This window comes from Roseovarius sp. MBR-51, from assembly GCF_053628575.1.
Map to the genome: position 1 here is coordinate 14,382 of NZ_JBRJGQ010000016.1, position 15,055 is coordinate 29,436.

The 15,055-nt window shown below is 62.1% G+C and carries 23 protein-coding genes and 1 pseudogene; 2 read left to right on the top strand and 22 right to left on the bottom strand.

Annotated features, from left to right (window positions below; genetic code table 11):
* Position 1 precedes the first annotated feature (1 nt).
* A complete protein-coding gene (locus ACSSVY_RS18680; RefSeq protein WP_454271258.1) occupies positions 2-625 on the top strand; it encodes a methyltransferase family protein in 624 nt (207 codons plus the stop codon).
* 109 nt (positions 626-734) lie between these two features.
* Here ACSSVY_RS18680 and ACSSVY_RS18685 read toward each other — a convergent pair whose 3' ends face one another.
* The 17 genes and pseudogenes from ACSSVY_RS18685 to ACSSVY_RS18765 form a co-directional block, all read right to left on the bottom strand.
* Positions 735-1,463 carry a cytochrome c biogenesis CcdA family protein gene (locus ACSSVY_RS18685; protein ID WP_454271260.1) on the bottom strand — a complete coding sequence of 243 codons (729 nt, stop codon included), beginning with the start codon at positions 1,461-1,463 and terminating at the stop codon, positions 735-737.
* Positions 1,456-1,956: a hypothetical protein gene (locus ACSSVY_RS18690; RefSeq protein WP_454271261.1), complete on the bottom strand. Its 501-nt coding sequence runs from the start codon at positions 1,954-1,956 to the stop codon at positions 1,456-1,458. Before ACSSVY_RS18690 ends, ACSSVY_RS18685 begins: the two co-directional genes overlap by 8 nt.
* Positions 1,953-2,555 carry a TlpA family protein disulfide reductase gene (locus ACSSVY_RS18695; protein ID WP_454271263.1) on the bottom strand — a complete coding sequence of 201 codons (603 nt, stop codon included), beginning with the start codon at positions 2,553-2,555 and terminating at the stop codon, positions 1,953-1,955. The genes ACSSVY_RS18690 and ACSSVY_RS18695 overlap by 4 nt, the downstream gene beginning before the upstream one ends.
* The gene (locus ACSSVY_RS18700; protein ID WP_454271265.1) at positions 2,552-2,992 is read right to left on the bottom strand and encodes a copper chaperone PCu(A)C; all 441 of its coding nucleotides are present in this window, start codon (positions 2,990-2,992) and stop codon (positions 2,552-2,554) included. Before ACSSVY_RS18700 ends, ACSSVY_RS18695 begins: the two co-directional genes overlap by 4 nt.
* Positions 2,989-3,618 (bottom strand): SCO family protein, encoded by a 630-nt coding sequence (locus tag ACSSVY_RS18705; RefSeq protein WP_454271266.1) that lies wholly within the window; start codon positions 3,616-3,618, stop codon positions 2,989-2,991. Before ACSSVY_RS18705 ends, ACSSVY_RS18700 begins: the two co-directional genes overlap by 4 nt.
* Positions 3,619-3,695: 77 nt before the next feature.
* Positions 3,696-3,959 (bottom strand): hypothetical protein, encoded by a 264-nt coding sequence (locus tag ACSSVY_RS18710; RefSeq protein ID WP_454271268.1) that lies wholly within the window; start codon positions 3,957-3,959, stop codon positions 3,696-3,698.
* Between the two features lie 28 nt (positions 3,960-3,987).
* Positions 3,988-4,260 carry a hypothetical protein gene (locus ACSSVY_RS18715; RefSeq protein ID WP_454271270.1) on the bottom strand — a complete coding sequence of 91 codons (273 nt, stop codon included), beginning with the start codon at positions 4,258-4,260 and terminating at the stop codon, positions 3,988-3,990.
* 8 nt (positions 4,261-4,268) lie between these two features.
* Positions 4,269-4,784: a TlpA family protein disulfide reductase gene (locus ACSSVY_RS18720; protein ID WP_454271271.1), complete on the bottom strand. Its 516-nt coding sequence runs from the start codon at positions 4,782-4,784 to the stop codon at positions 4,269-4,271.
* Positions 4,781-5,353 carry a DsbE family thiol:disulfide interchange protein gene (locus ACSSVY_RS18725; RefSeq protein ID WP_454271273.1) on the bottom strand — a complete coding sequence of 191 codons (573 nt, stop codon included), beginning with the start codon at positions 5,351-5,353 and terminating at the stop codon, positions 4,781-4,783. Before ACSSVY_RS18725 ends, ACSSVY_RS18720 begins: the two co-directional genes overlap by 4 nt.
* Positions 5,350-5,832 (bottom strand): c-type cytochrome, encoded by a 483-nt coding sequence (locus tag ACSSVY_RS18730; protein WP_454271274.1) that lies wholly within the window; start codon positions 5,830-5,832, stop codon positions 5,350-5,352. The genes ACSSVY_RS18725 and ACSSVY_RS18730 overlap by 4 nt, the downstream gene beginning before the upstream one ends.
* Positions 5,829-6,005: a hypothetical protein gene (locus tag ACSSVY_RS18735; protein ID WP_454271275.1), complete on the bottom strand. Its 177-nt coding sequence runs from the start codon at positions 6,003-6,005 to the stop codon at positions 5,829-5,831. The genes ACSSVY_RS18730 and ACSSVY_RS18735 overlap by 4 nt, the downstream gene beginning before the upstream one ends.
* 132 nt (positions 6,006-6,137) lie before the next feature.
* Positions 6,138-6,617: a DUF411 domain-containing protein gene (locus ACSSVY_RS18740; RefSeq protein WP_454271277.1), complete on the bottom strand. Its 480-nt coding sequence runs from the start codon at positions 6,615-6,617 to the stop codon at positions 6,138-6,140.
* Between the two features lie 16 nt (positions 6,618-6,633).
* On the bottom strand, positions 6,634-7,569 hold the full coding sequence (locus tag ACSSVY_RS18745; RefSeq protein ID WP_454271278.1) for a WD40/YVTN/BNR-like repeat-containing protein: 936 nt from the start codon (positions 7,567-7,569) through the stop codon (positions 6,634-6,636).
* Between the two features lie 10 nt (positions 7,570-7,579).
* On the bottom strand, positions 7,580-9,028 hold the full coding sequence (locus ACSSVY_RS18750; protein WP_454271279.1) for a multicopper oxidase family protein: 1,449 nt from the start codon (positions 9,026-9,028) through the stop codon (positions 7,580-7,582).
* Between the two features lie 138 nt (positions 9,029-9,166).
* Complete coding sequence (locus ACSSVY_RS18755) at positions 9,167-9,514, bottom strand: hypothetical protein (RefSeq protein WP_454271281.1); 348 nt, start codon at positions 9,512-9,514, stop codon at positions 9,167-9,169.
* 95 nt (positions 9,515-9,609) lie between these two features.
* Positions 9,610-10,014 (bottom strand): Cu(I)-responsive transcriptional regulator, encoded by a 405-nt coding sequence (cueR, locus tag ACSSVY_RS18760; RefSeq protein WP_454271282.1) that lies wholly within the window; start codon positions 10,012-10,014, stop codon positions 9,610-9,612.
* Between the two features lie 10 nt (positions 10,015-10,024).
* Positions 10,025-10,789, bottom strand: a pseudogene (locus ACSSVY_RS18765) (HAD-IC family P-type ATPase); the annotation flags it as partial.
* 106 nt (positions 10,790-10,895) lie between these two features.
* Between ACSSVY_RS18765 and ACSSVY_RS18770 the strand changes: the two are divergent.
* Positions 10,896-11,318, top strand: a complete 423-nt coding sequence (locus ACSSVY_RS18770; protein ID WP_454271284.1) for a MerR family transcriptional regulator — start codon at positions 10,896-10,898, stop codon at positions 11,316-11,318.
* A 415-nt stretch (positions 11,319-11,733) separates the two neighbouring features.
* Here the strand turns inward: ACSSVY_RS18770 and ACSSVY_RS18775 are convergent, their stop codons facing one another.
* The 5 genes from ACSSVY_RS18775 to ACSSVY_RS18795 form a co-directional block, all read right to left on the bottom strand.
* Positions 11,734-12,696 (bottom strand): cation diffusion facilitator family transporter, encoded by a 963-nt coding sequence (locus tag ACSSVY_RS18775; protein ID WP_454271286.1) that lies wholly within the window; start codon positions 12,694-12,696, stop codon positions 11,734-11,736.
* Positions 12,686-13,456, bottom strand: coding sequence for a transglutaminase-like domain-containing protein (locus ACSSVY_RS18780; RefSeq protein WP_454271288.1), 771 nt, complete (start codon positions 13,454-13,456; stop codon positions 12,686-12,688). The genes ACSSVY_RS18775 and ACSSVY_RS18780 overlap by 11 nt, the downstream gene beginning before the upstream one ends.
* Before the next feature lie 105 nt (positions 13,457-13,561).
* Positions 13,562-14,092: a c-type cytochrome gene (locus ACSSVY_RS18785; RefSeq protein WP_111405380.1), complete on the bottom strand. Its 531-nt coding sequence runs from the start codon at positions 14,090-14,092 to the stop codon at positions 13,562-13,564.
* A 178-nt stretch (positions 14,093-14,270) separates the two neighbouring features.
* Complete coding sequence (locus tag ACSSVY_RS18790; RefSeq protein ID WP_454271290.1) at positions 14,271-14,597, bottom strand: YnfA family protein; 327 nt, start codon at positions 14,595-14,597, stop codon at positions 14,271-14,273.
* A gap of 1 nt (position 14,598) precedes the next feature.
* Positions 14,599-15,027, bottom strand: coding sequence for a MerR family transcriptional regulator (locus ACSSVY_RS18795; RefSeq protein ID WP_008282975.1), 429 nt, complete (start codon positions 15,025-15,027; stop codon positions 14,599-14,601).
* Positions 15,028-15,055: the final 28 nt, after the last annotated feature.

The window sequence follows — 15,055 nt, forward strand, 5'->3', positions numbered from 1 at the left end:
GATGATCTCCGGATTTGGCTGGGCCGCACTGGCCCTTCTCTTCGGCTATCTGGCACTGTTCTTCTGGGGCAGCGCGCTGGCCGCACAAGCGGCGGGGCGTCCGGTCTGGCTGTTCGACCGTGCGACCGGACGCGACCGGCTGGCGGCAATCGGGTTCCGCGTGGCCTTTGCCCTGGCGTTCTTCGGGCCGCTTCTCTGGCTCGCCGTGCCTATCCTGCACAAGATCGATCCGCTTTGGACCGAGGGGCGCGCCGTCCTCCTTGGCCTGATCGGGGTTTTTGTCGCGGGGCTTGGCGCGATGGTGGCCTTTGCCGCGCAGATGTCGATGGGATCATCCTGGCGCGTCGGCGTGGTGGGCGGCGAGACGGGCGATCTGGTCTCGGGCGGGCTCTACCGTTTCAGCCGCAACCCGACCTTTGTGGGGCAAGCGGCCCTGTTGGCGGGTGTTGCTATTGCGGTTCCATCAGTCCCGACACTCATCGCGCTAATCCTGTTTCTCTGGTCGGCCAGCACACAAGTTCGGTCGGAAGAAACGGCCCTGCGCGCGGCGATCGGGCCTGAGTATGACCGCTACACCGCATCGGTTCCTCGCTGGATCGGAATCAATCACCAGTTCATCTTGTAGCCAGCTTTGCGGTCATATCACCGCTGCCGAGTGATCAATTGGAGCCTGACATAAAAGACGCCAATTTAAACGTGACGCAAGGGATATGAAATGATTGAAAGGTTCTGGTTTACCCGATCTTTCCCAACATTGGAAACACATCAAGCAACCAGTATGAGAGCGCGCTGAGCTGACCGGTTATCATGGCGATCCCCATAAGGATCATCACCACGCCCGCACCCTGATGCAGACGGCGGCCCACACGTCCCGCGCCACGCAAACGACCCGTAAGGCGGTCGGTGAACGCGGCGACGATCAGGAACGGGATGCCAAGTCCGGCGGAGTAGATCGCAAGCAGTGTCACGCCCTGCCCAATCGTTGCACTTGTCGCGCTCGCCGTCAGGATCGCACCGAGGATTGGGCCGATGCAAGGAGTCCAGCCAAAGCCGAAGGCGAGCCCAAGCACGTAAGAGCCCGTCGGGCGTCCTCCCGGCAGGTCTAGGTGGAACCGAAAATCCCGCTCCATCGCCTGAATACGTGCCGCCCCCAGCATGAAGAGCCCGAACAGGATGATGATCCCACCGCCGAGGAAGTTGAGCTCGTACCGCCAGCGCAGCAATGATTGCCCGAGGGCCGTGGCAGAGGCCCCGAGGATCATGAAAATCGTGGAGAATCCGAGCACAAACCAAAGGCTGAGCCAGACAACCTGGCCGCGGCCCGGGGTCACTGCGCCGCCCACCGAGCGCCCCGCGATATAGGAGACATAGCCGGGCACGAGCGGGAGTACGCAAGGTGAGACGAAAGATATTGCACCTGCAAGAAGAGCCGCAGTCATGCCGATGAGCGAGAGGTCAGCCATGCGAAGCCTCCAGCGTTCTCTGTCGCCACGGCCACCAGCCAAGAGCATAGGAATAGGCCGCAGTCGGAATGACCACCCATTGCAGAACAGGACTCAGCCCTGCGTCGATCACGGGAATGACTGGCATGAGATCGCGGTAAGCCCAGGCTTCACGGATCTCGATGTTCAACCATTCGCTGAATATCGTGTAGCCGAGACCGAAGATCAGCGCAGCAAGCAGAACACGGGGCCCTTGCGTCTGCGGCCACGTGGGTCGGCCGAGCAGCAGAAGCGCCAGAAAGAAGGTGCTGAGCGTGATCAGGATATCGCCACCGGTGCAGTGAACCGCCGCAAAGATGATCTCCCCCAGCGTTCCGGTCAGCCAGATCGTGTAGAGCGGCATATGCGCGAATTCCCAGATAAGGTGCGCGATAGCGGAGAAGACGAAATACCGGCGCAGCGCACCCAGCCAATTGTGCGACTCCCTGACTTCTGTGAACGGGACTGCTGTCATCGGAAGGCTCCGAAGATGCTTTCAAGAAGGCCCGGTTCGGGCGGCGGTGCTGCGTTGGTCAATTCGTTGATGTAGAGAATGAGGTTCACATGGGAGAATTCCGCGCCGTGGAAGATCGCAGCGTGTCGCCCGCCACGGTCGATGACATGGATCATCGGTCCGTCGGTGTCGCGGCTCGACAGGGCGGCGTAGTCATCGGCAGCTTCAGGGATACCGCCCTCGATAGAAATTGCGTGCCAGTTCGTGCTGTCCCAGCCCTCTCCTGCGGGACCAATGGTGAGGAAGGTGACCATCTCGCGCATTGGCGTGACATTCACGCCTGCCTGCACCTCGCGCAACAGCGCCTGCTGCGCCCCGCAGGGTGCGCCACAGCCCTCGGGCGCGAAGCTGATGACGATGATCCGGTCCTGCAAGGCGTCCAGACGCAGTGGCGCGCCTTCGGCCTCGGTCCCGCGCAGATGCGGGGTGCGTCGCAGGTCGGTCGGCTCGAAAGCAGGTTCACGCGCGGCCATCACCTCGTCGATCCGCTCGCCCGGATGGTGCGCGAATCCCGGCACCGGCGACAGGGCAAGCACAATACAAACAAGGATTCCTTTCATTCCGCGCCCTCCGGTCCGGTCGCGGCAATGCCGAGAACCTGAACCTCGACCGTGATCTCCCCGGCATTCTCGAAGGTCAGGGTCAGGGGGAAGGTACTGCCCTCCTCCAGCTTCGCGGCCAGACCCATCAGCATCAGGTGCATGCCGCCGGGGGCAAAGGTGACGGGGGTGCCGGGTTCGATATCGAGCGCCTCGATATGGGCCATGCGCGCGACGCCGTTTGCGTCCGTCTCAGTGCCGTGCAGCATCACCTGACCTGCGACCGGCGTCCGAAGGGACATGAGCCGGTCCGCGACATCGCTTTGCAGTGTCAGGTAGGCGGCACCGGGGCGGTTGGCCAGAATGCTGGCGCGCGCCCACGGCTCGGACACCGTCACTTCGGCGGCGGCGATGGTCGGCAGGGCCGCACAAAAGACGGCCAATGCAATGTTTCTCACGATGAAGATCCTGTCGATTGAATGAGGGTCAGCAGATCGGCTGCAAAGGCTTCGGCGGGCGTGTCGCCCTCCAGCCAGACGTCGACGAAGCGGCCATCCGGTGCCATGACATAAATGTGCCCGGCATGGGCCATGGAGTAGCCGTCGGGCATGCTGGCATCCTCGGCGCGCTCATACCAGACGCGGAAATTTCCCGCAGCTTCGGCGACCTGCGCCTCGGTTCCGGTCAGGCCGACCATGCGGGGATGGAAGGCTTCGACATAGGCGGCCATGACATCCGCCGTGTCACGGGCCGGGTCCACGGTGATGAAGATCGGCGTCACCTGCGCGGCATGAGTCCCCAGTTCATCCATGACCTGCGCCATGTAGGCCAGCGTCGTCGGGCAGATATCGGGGCAATGGGTGAAGCCGAAGAACACCAGCTGCCACTGGCCGTCGAAGCTGTCCGCAGTCACGGCACGTCCGGTATGGTCGGTCATGGTATAGGCATTGGTGATCGCTGCCTCGCCGGTGATGCGGGGGGCGGGCAGGTCCTGCGGGGTCTGTGCCTGCCAAAGGAAGGTAGCCCCGAGCCCGAGCGCGGCAACGCCTGTCAACGCCCAGAGACTACGGCGCAGGGTGCTCATGGATATGTTTGTTGTTGTCATCGGTTTGCTTTCAGTATGGTCGCGCGGGCCATGTCAGGACGAAGCCCGCGCAAGTGTCACCCTTTTTGCTCTGGCATGCCCTGATGCGGTTGATCAGACATCGCCTGCATCATCTCGGAGCAGGTCTCCATCATCGGGCCCATCTGCTGCATCATGCCCATCATGTTCTGCATGCCGGACATATCCCCCATCATGCCGCCACCTTGCATCATCTGCCCATCCATCGGTGCGGGCGCGGTGTCGTCCTGCGCAAATGCCATCGGGGCCGCGATAAAGGCTGCGAAGGTGGCAAGAAGGCACAGTATCTTGGTCGTTTTCATGGTCGTCTCCTTGGGTTGTGTTGAAAAATCAGTCCCTCGTCATATCCGGCATATCGGCCGGGCTCTTTTCCGTGTCACAGTCCTTGCTTTTGCACATGACGCAGTATCCCGTGGCGCACATCACCGCACAGGGGGCGAGGCTCACGATCAGGGGGGCGACGCCGATCGCGGCAAGCCAGCCCCAGTTGAACCAAAGGCCCGCCCCGACCGCGATCATCGCCCCGATCACGGTCTGACGGCGGCTGAATGGCCAGCGCGCGGGTGCGGCCTGACGGCGACGCACAAGAGGTATGTTGGTCATGGTGGGTCTTATCCTTTTGCTATGATTGTCTCGAAGAGCGTGATGTTGCGTGGACTGTCCCAGTCAGCCGGGCCGGAAAGTCGGCCCAACTCGTGCCCTTGCCGGTCGATCAGGATCGTTGTCGGCAGGCCGATGACGGCAAAGGCCAGCATCGCGCGGATGTCCTCGGCAAGGTACAGCTCCAGATGCTGGATGCCGATCTCGTCGTAGAAGCGCCGCACCGGTCCCAGCCCCGCTCGGTCGATAGACAGCGGCAGGACATGGAAATCGTCGCCACCAAGCCGCGCCTGCAGCGCATCGAGCGTCGGCATTTCCTCGCGGCAAGGCGCGCACCAGGTGGCCCAGATATTGAGCAACACCACGCGACCGTGGAAATCCGCCAAGGTGAGGTCACGCCCGTCCCCGTCCACGAAGGGCGGCGAGAGCATCTCGCGCGGGCTCTCGTGCAGCGGCATCACCGGGCGTGCGGCGGCGGGTGTCGCAGCAAAAGCCAGCGCACCGGCCAGCAGGTCGCGGCGCCTCATGTTCCATCCTCCGCTTGCAACCGGCGAACAACGGGCAGGATCTCTTCCTCCAGCGCGCGACGGCCGAATGCGCCGACATGCTTGTAGGCGATGTGTCCCTCAGCATCGATCACGAAGGTTTCCGGCAGGCCGTAGACGCCCCAATCGATGGAAGCACGTCCGTTCCGGTCGGCCCCGATCCCGGTATAGGGATCGCCGAGCTCGTCCAGAAAGGCCAGCGCCGCGCCGGGTGGGTCGCGGTGATTGATGCCGTAGATCGGAACCGAACCGGTGGCTGCCAGTTCAACCAGCAAGGGCATCTCGACCCTGCAAGGTACGCACCAGGACGCCCAGACATTGACGATCGACACCTCGCCGGCTAGATCGGCAGTGGTCAACCCATCGCTGCGCCCCTCGATTGGTGGCAGATCGAAGTCCGGAACCGGCTTGCCGATCAGTGTCGAGGGCAGCCGATCATCGTTGTTGAACAGCCCCCAGAACAAGGCGGCGCCAAGTCCTGCAAAGATCACGACGGGCAACACCGCCAGCGGCGAGACCCGCCGCTTGGTTGGCTGTGCCCCCGCGGTCATGATCCGTCTCCGTCATTGGCTGTTACCTCTGCCTGAAACCCGCGCTCGCGCTCGGGCCAGGTGCTCTTGATGTAGGCCAGCACCGCAGTGATTTCGTCGTCCGAGAGGATGCCTTCGAAGGCGGGCATGTCGCTTTCGTAGCCGGCGACAATCGCGCCGACGCCCAGTTTTGTGATTGTGAACAGCTGCCGGTCGGCATGGTGCCAGGTATGACCGCTGGCGTCATGCGGCGGCGCGGGCATGCGACCGTCTTCGTTCCGCCTGCGCCAATCCGGCTGACCTTCAAGATTGACCCCATGACAGGACGCGCAATTGGCGGAATAGAGATCCTGCCCGAGTGCGACCTGTTCGGCCGTCACCGGCGCGCCCAAAAAGGTCAACCCTTCCGGGATGTCCCGCGGCTCAGCCGCCACGACCCAGGCGGCCACGCCCGCGATCAGTACGAGGGCGCCTCCGGAAACCAATCCAACGCGTGTCATGTTGGCCGCCGCAGATATTTGATCAGCGCGGCCGCCGCGAGGATCAGCACCGCAATCAGCAGCAGGAAGACCACCCCACCCCCCAACATCATGCCCATCATGGGCCCACCCATCATCTGGCCCATGCACTCAGCCATGAAGCCCGTTCCCGGGCCATCTACAGTTCCGTTCATGTTGAACTCCTAAAGTATTTACAGATTTCGCGGACCACGAGGCAAAGCGCAGCCACGGCCAGAATGGGTCCGAGAGTCACCGCGAGGATTGCAACCGCTGTCCCGAACGTGTCAGCCAACAGGCCCGCACCGTCATTCATCGGAATAAACCGCCACGCCGTCCGGCCCGAAGGCATAGGTGCGCAGGGTTCCGGTTTTCGCAGGTGCCATCCCCGGCGCGTTGCCGGGCATGCCCGGCAGGGTGATGCCAGTGATGTCGGGACGTTCGTCCAGCAACCGCTCGATGATCTCGGACGGCACGAGGCCGCTGACGACATAGCCGTCGATCATGGCGAGATGACATCCGATGCCCCGCTCGGGCACGCCCATCTCGACCGACCTTTGGTCGAAATCGCGGTCGTCGATCACATCGACCGCAAAGCCTTCGGCACGCAGATATTCGGCATAAGCGTCGCAGCAACCGCAGCCGGGATCCCGCCAGATGGTAACAGGCTCGGCACTTTGTGCGGCGGCGGATGCGACAAGGGTCGGACGGGTATCGCTGTCGGTCGCGACATAGGCGGCTGTAGCGGCGGCGGCGATCCCCAGTGTGATGGCAAGCATCTTTTTCATGATCGATGTTCCTTTCTCAGAAAGCCGCAAGGGTGGCCCATGTGGCACCCCCGTCCCGGCTGTGTTTCAATTCAGTTTCAGAGGTGGCGGCGATGTGGTTCGGGTCTGCCGGATCAACGGCAAGCGCCCGTGCATGCAGGCTGGACCTGTTTTCCCAAGCCACGCCGCCATCGACAGAGGCCCAAAGCCCGGACGGCAGGGCCGCGTAAAGCCGTTCCGGGGCGCTATAGGCGGAAACCAATGCTCTGACGGGCTCGCCCCTAGGCAACGGTGCCTCGGGTGCGGGCGGCGTGCCCGCCGCCAGCGCATCCATCGCGTCACCCGCCACCACGTCCTGCCAGCGGCAGAAACAGTCAGGCACTCGGGTCACGCCCTGATTGGTCCCTGCGTAGATCCAGATACCGCCCATACCGCTGGCGAGATTGACCGAAGCAAGGGTCAGCACCTCGCGCTCGGTCTCGGCAAGCCAGGGGCGATCCATCACGAAAGACCAACTGGTCCCCGCATCTTCGCTGCGCCACAGCCCGTCGCCCGCAAGCGCCGCATAGACCGTGTCCGGTGCCCCCGCCGCAATGGCGAGCGCGGTGACCTGCGCAAGCGGCAAGCCGCCCGAGGCCGCAGCCCATGTTCGGCCCCCATCGTCGGAGAGGTCCAGACCGCCCCCCTCCAGCGCCGCGAAAAGCCGCCCCGGCCGGTCTGAGTGACAGGCCAGCGCCCGGATCGGGCTGCGCGGTGCTGGCAGAAGGATTGCATCGCCGGACGGATCAAACCGCAACACCTGCGCGCCAGCCACGACAAGCGCATCACCGTCGAACGCCAGAGCAGAGTGTGACGTGTCTTCGGCGCGCACCCACCGCGCTGGCAGCAGCCCGGCGGCGGCCACACCGCCAAGCAGGGCCAGCACGCCGCGCCGTCCGAGTGGTCTTGTGATAGGGTCATTCATGGTCATCATCTTGCTCTCCTCACGCCACACGGATCACACCCATCATGCCCGCAGCCTGATGCTCGAGAATGTGGCAGTGGAACATCCAGTCGCCGGGGTTGTCGGCGACGAAGGCGATCTCGACCCGCTCGCGCGGGGCCATGAGCACCGTGTCCTGCCATTCACGATACGCAGTAGGCACGCCGTTGCGGCTGATCACGCGGAAGGAATGCCCGTGCAGGTGGATCGGATGGTGAAACGCCGTGGCGTTGGTCATGGCGATGACGTGGCTTGCATCGCTTTCCAGCGTTAGCATCGGGTCGAGGATATGGCCCTCCGCCGCCACGCCGTTGACGAACCAGATGCCGCCGTCGTGCATCCGGCTCATCATCCCGCCGCCCATCATGCCACCACTACCGGAAAGGCCCATCTCGCGCTCGACCATCCCGCCCATCATGCCGCCGGTAAAGGTCACCTCATGACGGTGGGCACGGGCCAGGTCGGGCTCGGGTAGCGGGTTGGGGGTCAGCGACATGTCCCAGTCGGGCGGCGCATCGCGCAGGGGCGCCTCGGAATAGGCCAGATCGACTACTTCGAAATTCCGGTCCGAGAAGAACCGGTCGGTGATCGTCAGGGTCTCGCCCGGCGCGCCCGTCATGTCGATCATCAGATCGACCCGCATCGCCGGGCCGATCACCACCCATCCGCGCGCGTCCTGCGGCACATGCGGTGTGACTGGCTGGCCGTCAAGTGCGATGACCTGCGGTGCCAGATCGCCGAAATCCAGCGCGAAGATGCGGGCATTGGCGGCATTGATCAGACGCAGGCGTACGCGTTCGCCCGCCCGCACCGGCACAGCATCCGGCACGCGTCCATTGATCGTGACGGTATTACCCAACCGCCCGGCATGGCTCATGTCGTGGAACCCGCCGAAGTCTTCGGCAATCCCGGCCTCCTGGGTCAGCCGCCAATCGTCCATAACCCAGACCATCTCGCGGTCCACGCGGGGCGGGTTTGCTTCTTCGATGATCAACGCACCGTAAAGCCCGCGCCCGACTTGCTCGAAACTGCGCTGATGCGGGTGATACCAGAACGTTCCGGCATCCAGCGCATCGAAGTCGTAGGTAAAGGTCTCGCCCGGCGCGATCGGGGCCTGCGTTAGATGCGGCACGCCGTCCATAGCGTTGGGCACCCGCAGTCCATGCCAGTGCACGGTGGTACCCTCATCCAGCGCGTTCTCGACCGCGATTCGCAGCCGGTCGCCTTGCCGCACCCGGATCTCGGGCCCCGGAACGGTGCCTCCATAGCACCAGATGTCAGTCTCGCCCCAGGGCTCGGGAACAAGCCGCGCCCGTCCAGGAGCGGCGCGCAGGGTGAAGGGCGTTGTAATGTTCGCCCAGGCCGGGCGCGCAGAAACTGCTGCACCTGCCGCAGCACTACCGGCCAGAAAGCCGCGGCGCGACAGCGCCGGTGTGAATGTCGATTTCATGTGTCTGTCTCATCTGATCTCTACCATTGGGGGTCGCGCTGAGGTCACGCGATCGAGTGCGTCCCGAAACCGTTCAGGTTCCAGAAGACGCAGTCCGACTGTCACGAAAACGCTGGCGTCAGCGCCCGTGGCGTCGGATCAGATAAGGTGTCGGGGTGGGAACGGATCCGGCGGTGCCCGCAGACCATTCGGCGCAGTCACGCTCAGGGGGCGATCCTGGCGAATAATCGGCATCAGGAATTCAAGAGACGCGGATGACGTCAGGGTCACCACACCGGGGGCAGTGCAATCGAGTTGGCACACTGTCGAATCTGCGGCACCCTCGCCATCTGTCGGACAGCCTTGGCAATCCTCCATGGACATCGGGCTGCCATCCATCAGGGCCATGTCCAGCGCCATAGTATTGGCATTTACCGCATGCGCGATATTTCCCGCAGCGAAAATCGCGAGAAAGGCTAAAAGCAACATGGAGGAATATCGACGCATGAGTAAACAATAGTTTGAGCGCGAGCGCGAGTCCAGCCACGACCCTGTGACCTGTCGCGCTGCGACTATCTGGCCTTTCGGGTACACGGCTTGCATCAGCCTGGCTCTTTCTGTGAAATCAAAGCCAGATCCTCGAGGATCGGACAATCCGGCCGGTGGTCTCCCGGGCAATTCTCGATCAGGTGGCCAAGCGTTGTGCGCATCGCTTTCAACTCGGTTATCTTCGCGTCGATAAGGTCGAGATGATGTTGCGCGATCTTTTTGACGTCCGCACTGGCGCGGGCCTTGTCCTCATACAAAGCCAGAAGAGCACGACAATCATCAATGGTGAAGCCGAGTGATCTTGCGCGTCCGATAAACCCCAGCTTATGCACATCGGTTTCGTTGAACCGGCGATAGGCGTTGTCATCGCGTGCCGGATTCACCAGGCCAATATCCTCATAATAGCGAATTGTCTTGGCGGGCAGATTGGTGATCCGCGCGATATCTCCGATATTCATGGCGTGTCTCCTATTCTGCCGGGGCTGGTTGGGCTGCGTGCGTATTATTTGAGGTGCCGGCGCGCTCACCTTCATCCATCTCCGGGCGCAATCTGCGCAGACGCAGCGCGTTTGTCAGCACGAAGACCGAGCTGAGCGCCATCGCCCCCGCCGCCAGAACCGGGGAAAGAAGCAGCCCGAACGCTGGATAAAGCACACCTGCCGCCACCGGAATGAGACCGGCATTGTAGCCGAAGGCCCAGAACAGGTTCTGCCGGATGTTGCGCATCGTGTGGCGGGACACCTGAACGGCGTTCACCACGCCGCGCAGGTCGCCCGACATCAGCACCACATCGGCGGATTCGATGGCCACGTCTGTGCCGGTGCCGATGGCGATGCCCACATCCGCATGGGCCAGCGCGGGTGCATCGTTGATCCCGTCACCGACAAAGGCCACGCGGGCCCTGCCCTCACGCAACGTGTCGAGCGCGGCCACCTTGCCATCCGGCAACACACCCGCGATCACCGTGTCGATCCCGACCTCGCGGGCAATGGCCTCCGCCGTTTCGCGCTTGTCGCCGTTGATCATCGCCACGCGAAGGCCCATGCCGTGCAGGGCGCGGATCGCCTCGGCGCTGGCGGATTTCACCGGATCGGCCACGGCGATTACGGCGGCAACCCGCCCGTCAATGGCGGCATAAAGCGCTGTACGGCCCTTTGCAGCCAGGTCAGCCTCCGCCTTGGCAAGGTCGCCGGGGTCCAGCCCCTCGAGCCCCATCAGACGATCCGCGCCCGTGCTGTCCGTTCTGTCGTCCGTCAGCGCCATGTCGCGCACCTCTCGTCTGTGATTGACGATGGGTGTAGGGTCTGTAGCAACTACAGGCTCAAGAGGAAAATTGCCCATGACCGATCACGAGCGCGAGAGCGGCTTCACACGCGGAGACCTGGCCCGGGCGACCGGATGCAACATCGAGACGATCCGCTATTACGAGAAAACCGGCCTGCTGCCCGACCCGCCGCGCAGCGCCGCAGGCTACCGGACATATTCCGCCGCACACGTCACACGCCTTCGCTTCATCCTGCGCGCCCGCGAACTCGGGTTCTCGATGGAGGATATTCGCGGGCTGTTGGGGCTCGAAGACGGTGCCGCGCCGACCTGCGCCGAGGTCAAGGAGCGGACGGAGCGCCACCTTGCCGATGTCCGCGCGAGGATCGAAGATCTTCAACGCATTGAATTCGTTCTCGCCGAGACCGCCGGCAGGTGCTCCGGCGACGACGTCCCCGACTGTCCCGTTCTCGATACGATCGGATCGCTGGACCGTTGAAGCCGCGATGCGAGACTTGTCTCATCCCTTCATTCTCCTACAAAAATCGGGCCGCAGCCGGACTCAGTCCAGTCAGGCCTCGATCCTCAAGTTGACCTAGAGCGCCTCAGCCGTGCCGTTCACTTCGCCCGTGTCACATTCACCCTCAAAGGTGCCCATCTTGATCGTCATATGAGTTTCGAATCGCCCTAAAATTGGTTCTGCCTAAATCTGTGTGGCGGATAGGATGAAGTCGGCCTCTCAGCAGTTCTGGACTGGCTCAATAGCAGGCGAAACCTTGAAGGCTTCGAACCTCGTGAGTTCGAGGACCTTGCGAGGCTTGCTTGTCTCAGAAAAACGCTCTTGAAGCAGGCGTGCATCCGTTTCAGGTCAGCTTTCGCTGAGCTTGCACTCGCAGGCGATGCCAATCACGTCGTCATGACCTGTTATGATCCTGGTGAACATGGTTCTCCTCCTCTTCCGGCTTGCGGTGACCGTAGAGGTCGGCATTTTCATGCGCGCGGTCTTCGTGCTCGAACTCCAGGCTGGAATGGGTGATTTTGAAGTCTTCCTTCAGCCGGTCCTTGATCGCAGCCTTGATCTTTTCGTTTTCACCCCAGCCGTCCGCTGTCAGCACCACGTGGCAGTCCAGCGCCGGCTTGTGCTCCTGCATCTGCCACAAATGCACGTGGTGAACGTCCGCGACACCATCGACATTCCGCATCGCCTCCACGACGGCTGCGTTGTCGATGTCGGGAGGGCTGCCAAGCATCAGGGTTCGAATCGGGCCGCCGATCTCGGTAAAAGCCAGATAGAGGATGTATAGGGCAATGCCGATGGTGATTGCTGGATCGACCCATCGCATGTCGTAGAGGATGATCAGGGACCCTCCAATGATGACTGCCACAGAGGCCAAAGCGTCCGACAGGTTGTGCAGGAAAAGCGCACGGATGTTTACACTACCTTTCTGCATCGAATAGGTGAGCAGCGCCGTCAACGTGTCGACGACCAGTGCCACACCGCCCAGGATCACCACTGTCCAACCAGCGACCTCGGGCGGGTCGATCATCCGCATGCCACCCTCATAGTTCAGGTAGAAACCGATCAGGATCAGGGTCGTGTAGTTGATGAGTGCCGCGACGATTTCAATCCGACCATAGCCAAATGTCATGCGTTCATCGGCAGGTCGTCTAGCGATTTTGCGTGCAACGAATGCGATCACCAGTGACGCCATGTCCGAGAAATTATGCAGGGCATCGGCGATCAGCGCCAGGCTGCCGGAAAAGATGCCGCCAATGATCTGCGCGACGGTCAGAAGACCGTTGGCCCAGATTGCGATGGAGACCCTACGATCACCTGATTCAGGATCAATGTGGGTATGGCCATGATCATGCGGCACGGTTCTTCTCCTCATGGCTGTGGTTCGGTCGACTGAGTCCAGGGACCTTTGGCAACATTCCACGACGGATGCGGCGAACCCGAGCATTCATCCAGTGACGGATGACGTGGCGATAGAGAAAATCACGCGCAGATCCGAAATTCTGGCTATGTTTCACGTAAAAGTCGTCGGGCGTATCAAAGGTTCCGAAATCACGAACGATACCGGTTTTCTGAATATAAGTGCTGCCGCCGCTCCAACTGACTGGTGGCGCACTCAGGCAATCCGTTCCAGCGCCGTAGCCGCAAAGGCTTTCTGTTTCGCTGAATTCCTTTTGAAGCGACTGCAGGAAGGTGGCGTCTAGAATGAAGCCTTCGAGATTGATCCAGCCCTCTTCTGTTTCGACTTCGACCCACGAGTGCAGAATTTCGGACGGTGCGAGGGGGTAGACTAATTCGGGCACCACGCCACGCTGCAGGGCCTTGTGGATGGTGAAGCCGTGCAGTCGGCAGCGGATGCCTACGCTGCGCAGCAGTGCCATGAGAAGCGTCCCTTTCGTGTTGCACTGCCCGTAGCCGTCGGTCAGCACCGCAGAGGCGGGAATGTCGTCGGCGCGGTTGTAGCCGAAGGCTATTTCGTTGCGGACGAAATCGTAGATGGCCCCGATCCGCGCGTCAGGCGGCAGAGCTTTCCAGCCCCGGGTTTCAAATAGTGCCGCGATTGCCGGGCTCTCGAAATCAAGGAGGCACGTGGGGGCGAGCAATGGGTCGGCGTGGATCATGACATCTCTCCTCGAATCGGTATGGGAGAGAGATAATTGCTACAGCGACTGTAGGTTCAAGAACTAAGAATGCCCACTATGCCGGCATCCAGTACAAGCCGCCAATCACGGAAATCCGGCACGCATGTAGGCAACGATCTTCCAGACGTCGTCTTCACTCAGTTTGCCCTCGAAGGCCGGCATTTCGGTGCCGAACCGTTGGCCACCCTCGAAAATCGTCCAGAGAAGATATTCATCTTCCGCCATGGGCATTTGAACAAGGCTTTGAATAAGAGCCGGGGACGGAACCAGTGACCGCCCGGCGTCACCATCTCCGAGGCCTTGTGCTCCGTGGCAACTTGCGCAGTTGTTCGCGTAGAGTGATTTGCCTTCCTCAATGACCTGTGCCGTCCCGCGTACCGTGCTGCGGGCGCCGCGATAGGCTGTAGGGACCCCTTCGTTCATATACGTCCAATGCCGTTGCATGCGCATTTGTTGACCAGGGCCCATATGACCCCATCCCCAACCTTGCATGTGGTCAGATCCCATGTGGCCGGAGCCCCACCAGCCACCGTTATGCTGCTGCGCCACAGCACCTGCCGCCGACAGGCCGAGCACTGCGGCCACGGCGAGTCCGAATAAGGTTTTCTGCTTCATTGCGGTTCACTCCCATTGTTGTTATTCTTCGCGCCCACACCTGCAGCGGGTCTGTTCTCTGACATTATCACATGAATGCGGCCAGCAGATAGCGAATCCGTAGATTTGAAAGGCGAACGCACTGATGTCTCCGTGGTCGGTCAAGCGTGCCGACCTTTTTGAGCCGCCAGCGCGCGTTTCACGCCCCGCGCGGGGCGGCCAGAATGATTGCGGCGCCAACCAGGCACACCGCGGTCCCCAGAACGTCCCACCCATCCGGCCTGTGTCCTTCCGCGAGCCACATCCACAGAACCGATGCCGCGATATAGACCCCGCCATAGGCCGCAAAGGCGCGTCCCGCCGCCACGGTGTCGACCTGCGCCAGAAGCCAGCCGAACGCCACCAGCGCGGCCACGCCAGGCACGAGCCAGAGGGCGGATGCGCCGAGACGCCACCACGCCCAGATGGCAAAGCATCCGGCGATCTCGGCCAAGGCCGCGAGCGGATAGACGAGCACTGCGGTCATCTCAGGCGCCGATCTCGTCGTGGTCCGTCAGGCACTCGGAATGGTCGCGCAACACCTCCAGCACACGGCAATCGGCCGTGTGCCCGCCGCTGCATTCATGCACCATCCTCTGCAATTCTGTCCGAAGGGCTTCAAGTCGGGCCATACGTTGCTCAACCTGCTTGAGTTGTCGGCGAGCGATGGCATCGGCCTCCGCGCACGACTTGTCTGGATGATCGCTCAGATCAAGAAGCTCACGGATTGCGTCCAGCGAGAACCCGAGTTGCCGCGCATGCCGGACGAAAGACAAGCGGTCAAGCTCACTATCTCCATAGCGCCGCTGACCGCCAGCCGATCGCCCGGGCTCGGGGAGGAGTCCGATCTGCTCGTAATAGCGGATCGTCTGCACCTTCGTCCCGGTCCTTTTTGCCAAAGTGCCGATTGTGAGCATATCACCTCTCCAAACTATCTACAGCCCG

Excerpts from the sequence above, each read along its gene's own strand:
- ACSSVY_RS18680 (WP_454271258.1), top strand. The coding sequence starts at position 2 with ATGATCTCCGGATTTGGCTGGGCCGCACTGGCCCTTCTCTTCGGCTAT.
- ACSSVY_RS18685 (WP_454271260.1), bottom strand. The coding sequence starts at position 1,463 with ATGGCTGACCTCTCGCTCATCGGCATGACTGCGGCTCTTCTTGCAGGT.
- ACSSVY_RS18690 (WP_454271261.1), bottom strand. The coding sequence starts at position 1,956 with ATGACAGCAGTCCCGTTCACAGAAGTCAGGGAGTCGCACAATTGGCTG.
- ACSSVY_RS18695 (WP_454271263.1), bottom strand. The coding sequence starts at position 2,555 with ATGAAAGGAATCCTTGTTTGTATTGTGCTTGCCCTGTCGCCGGTGCCG.
- ACSSVY_RS18705 (WP_454271266.1), bottom strand. The coding sequence starts at position 3,618 with ATGAGCACCCTGCGCCGTAGTCTCTGGGCGTTGACAGGCGTTGCCGCG.
- ACSSVY_RS18710 (WP_454271268.1), bottom strand. The coding sequence starts at position 3,959 with ATGAAAACGACCAAGATACTGTGCCTTCTTGCCACCTTCGCAGCCTTT.
- ACSSVY_RS18715 (WP_454271270.1), bottom strand. The coding sequence starts at position 4,260 with ATGACCAACATACCTCTTGTGCGTCGCCGTCAGGCCGCACCCGCGCGC.
- ACSSVY_RS18720 (WP_454271271.1), bottom strand. The coding sequence starts at position 4,784 with ATGAGGCGCCGCGACCTGCTGGCCGGTGCGCTGGCTTTTGCTGCGACA.
- ACSSVY_RS18725 (WP_454271273.1), bottom strand. The coding sequence starts at position 5,353 with ATGACCGCGGGGGCACAGCCAACCAAGCGGCGGGTCTCGCCGCTGGCG.
- ACSSVY_RS18730 (WP_454271274.1), bottom strand. The coding sequence starts at position 5,832 with ATGACACGCGTTGGATTGGTTTCCGGAGGCGCCCTCGTACTGATCGCG.
- ACSSVY_RS18735 (WP_454271275.1), bottom strand. The coding sequence starts at position 6,005 with ATGAACGGAACTGTAGATGGCCCGGGAACGGGCTTCATGGCTGAGTGC.
- ACSSVY_RS18740 (WP_454271277.1), bottom strand. The coding sequence starts at position 6,617 with ATGAAAAAGATGCTTGCCATCACACTGGGGATCGCCGCCGCCGCTACA.
- ACSSVY_RS18745 (WP_454271278.1), bottom strand. The coding sequence starts at position 7,569 with ATGATGACCATGAATGACCCTATCACAAGACCACTCGGACGGCGCGGC.
- ACSSVY_RS18750 (WP_454271279.1), bottom strand. The coding sequence starts at position 9,028 with ATGAAATCGACATTCACACCGGCGCTGTCGCGCCGCGGCTTTCTGGCC.
- ACSSVY_RS18755 (WP_454271281.1), bottom strand. The coding sequence starts at position 9,514 with ATGCGTCGATATTCCTCCATGTTGCTTTTAGCCTTTCTCGCGATTTTC.
- cueR (WP_454271282.1), bottom strand. The coding sequence starts at position 10,014 with ATGAATATCGGAGATATCGCGCGGATCACCAATCTGCCCGCCAAGACA.
- ACSSVY_RS18770 (WP_454271284.1), top strand. The coding sequence starts at position 10,896 with ATGACCGATCACGAGCGCGAGAGCGGCTTCACACGCGGAGACCTGGCC.
- ACSSVY_RS18780 (WP_454271288.1), bottom strand. The coding sequence starts at position 13,456 with ATGATCCACGCCGACCCATTGCTCGCCCCCACGTGCCTCCTTGATTTC.
- ACSSVY_RS18785 (WP_111405380.1), bottom strand. The coding sequence starts at position 14,092 with ATGAAGCAGAAAACCTTATTCGGACTCGCCGTGGCCGCAGTGCTCGGC.
- ACSSVY_RS18790 (WP_454271290.1), bottom strand. The coding sequence starts at position 14,597 with ATGACCGCAGTGCTCGTCTATCCGCTCGCGGCCTTGGCCGAGATCGCC.
- ACSSVY_RS18795 (WP_008282975.1), bottom strand. The coding sequence starts at position 15,027 with ATGCTCACAATCGGCACTTTGGCAAAAAGGACCGGGACGAAGGTGCAG.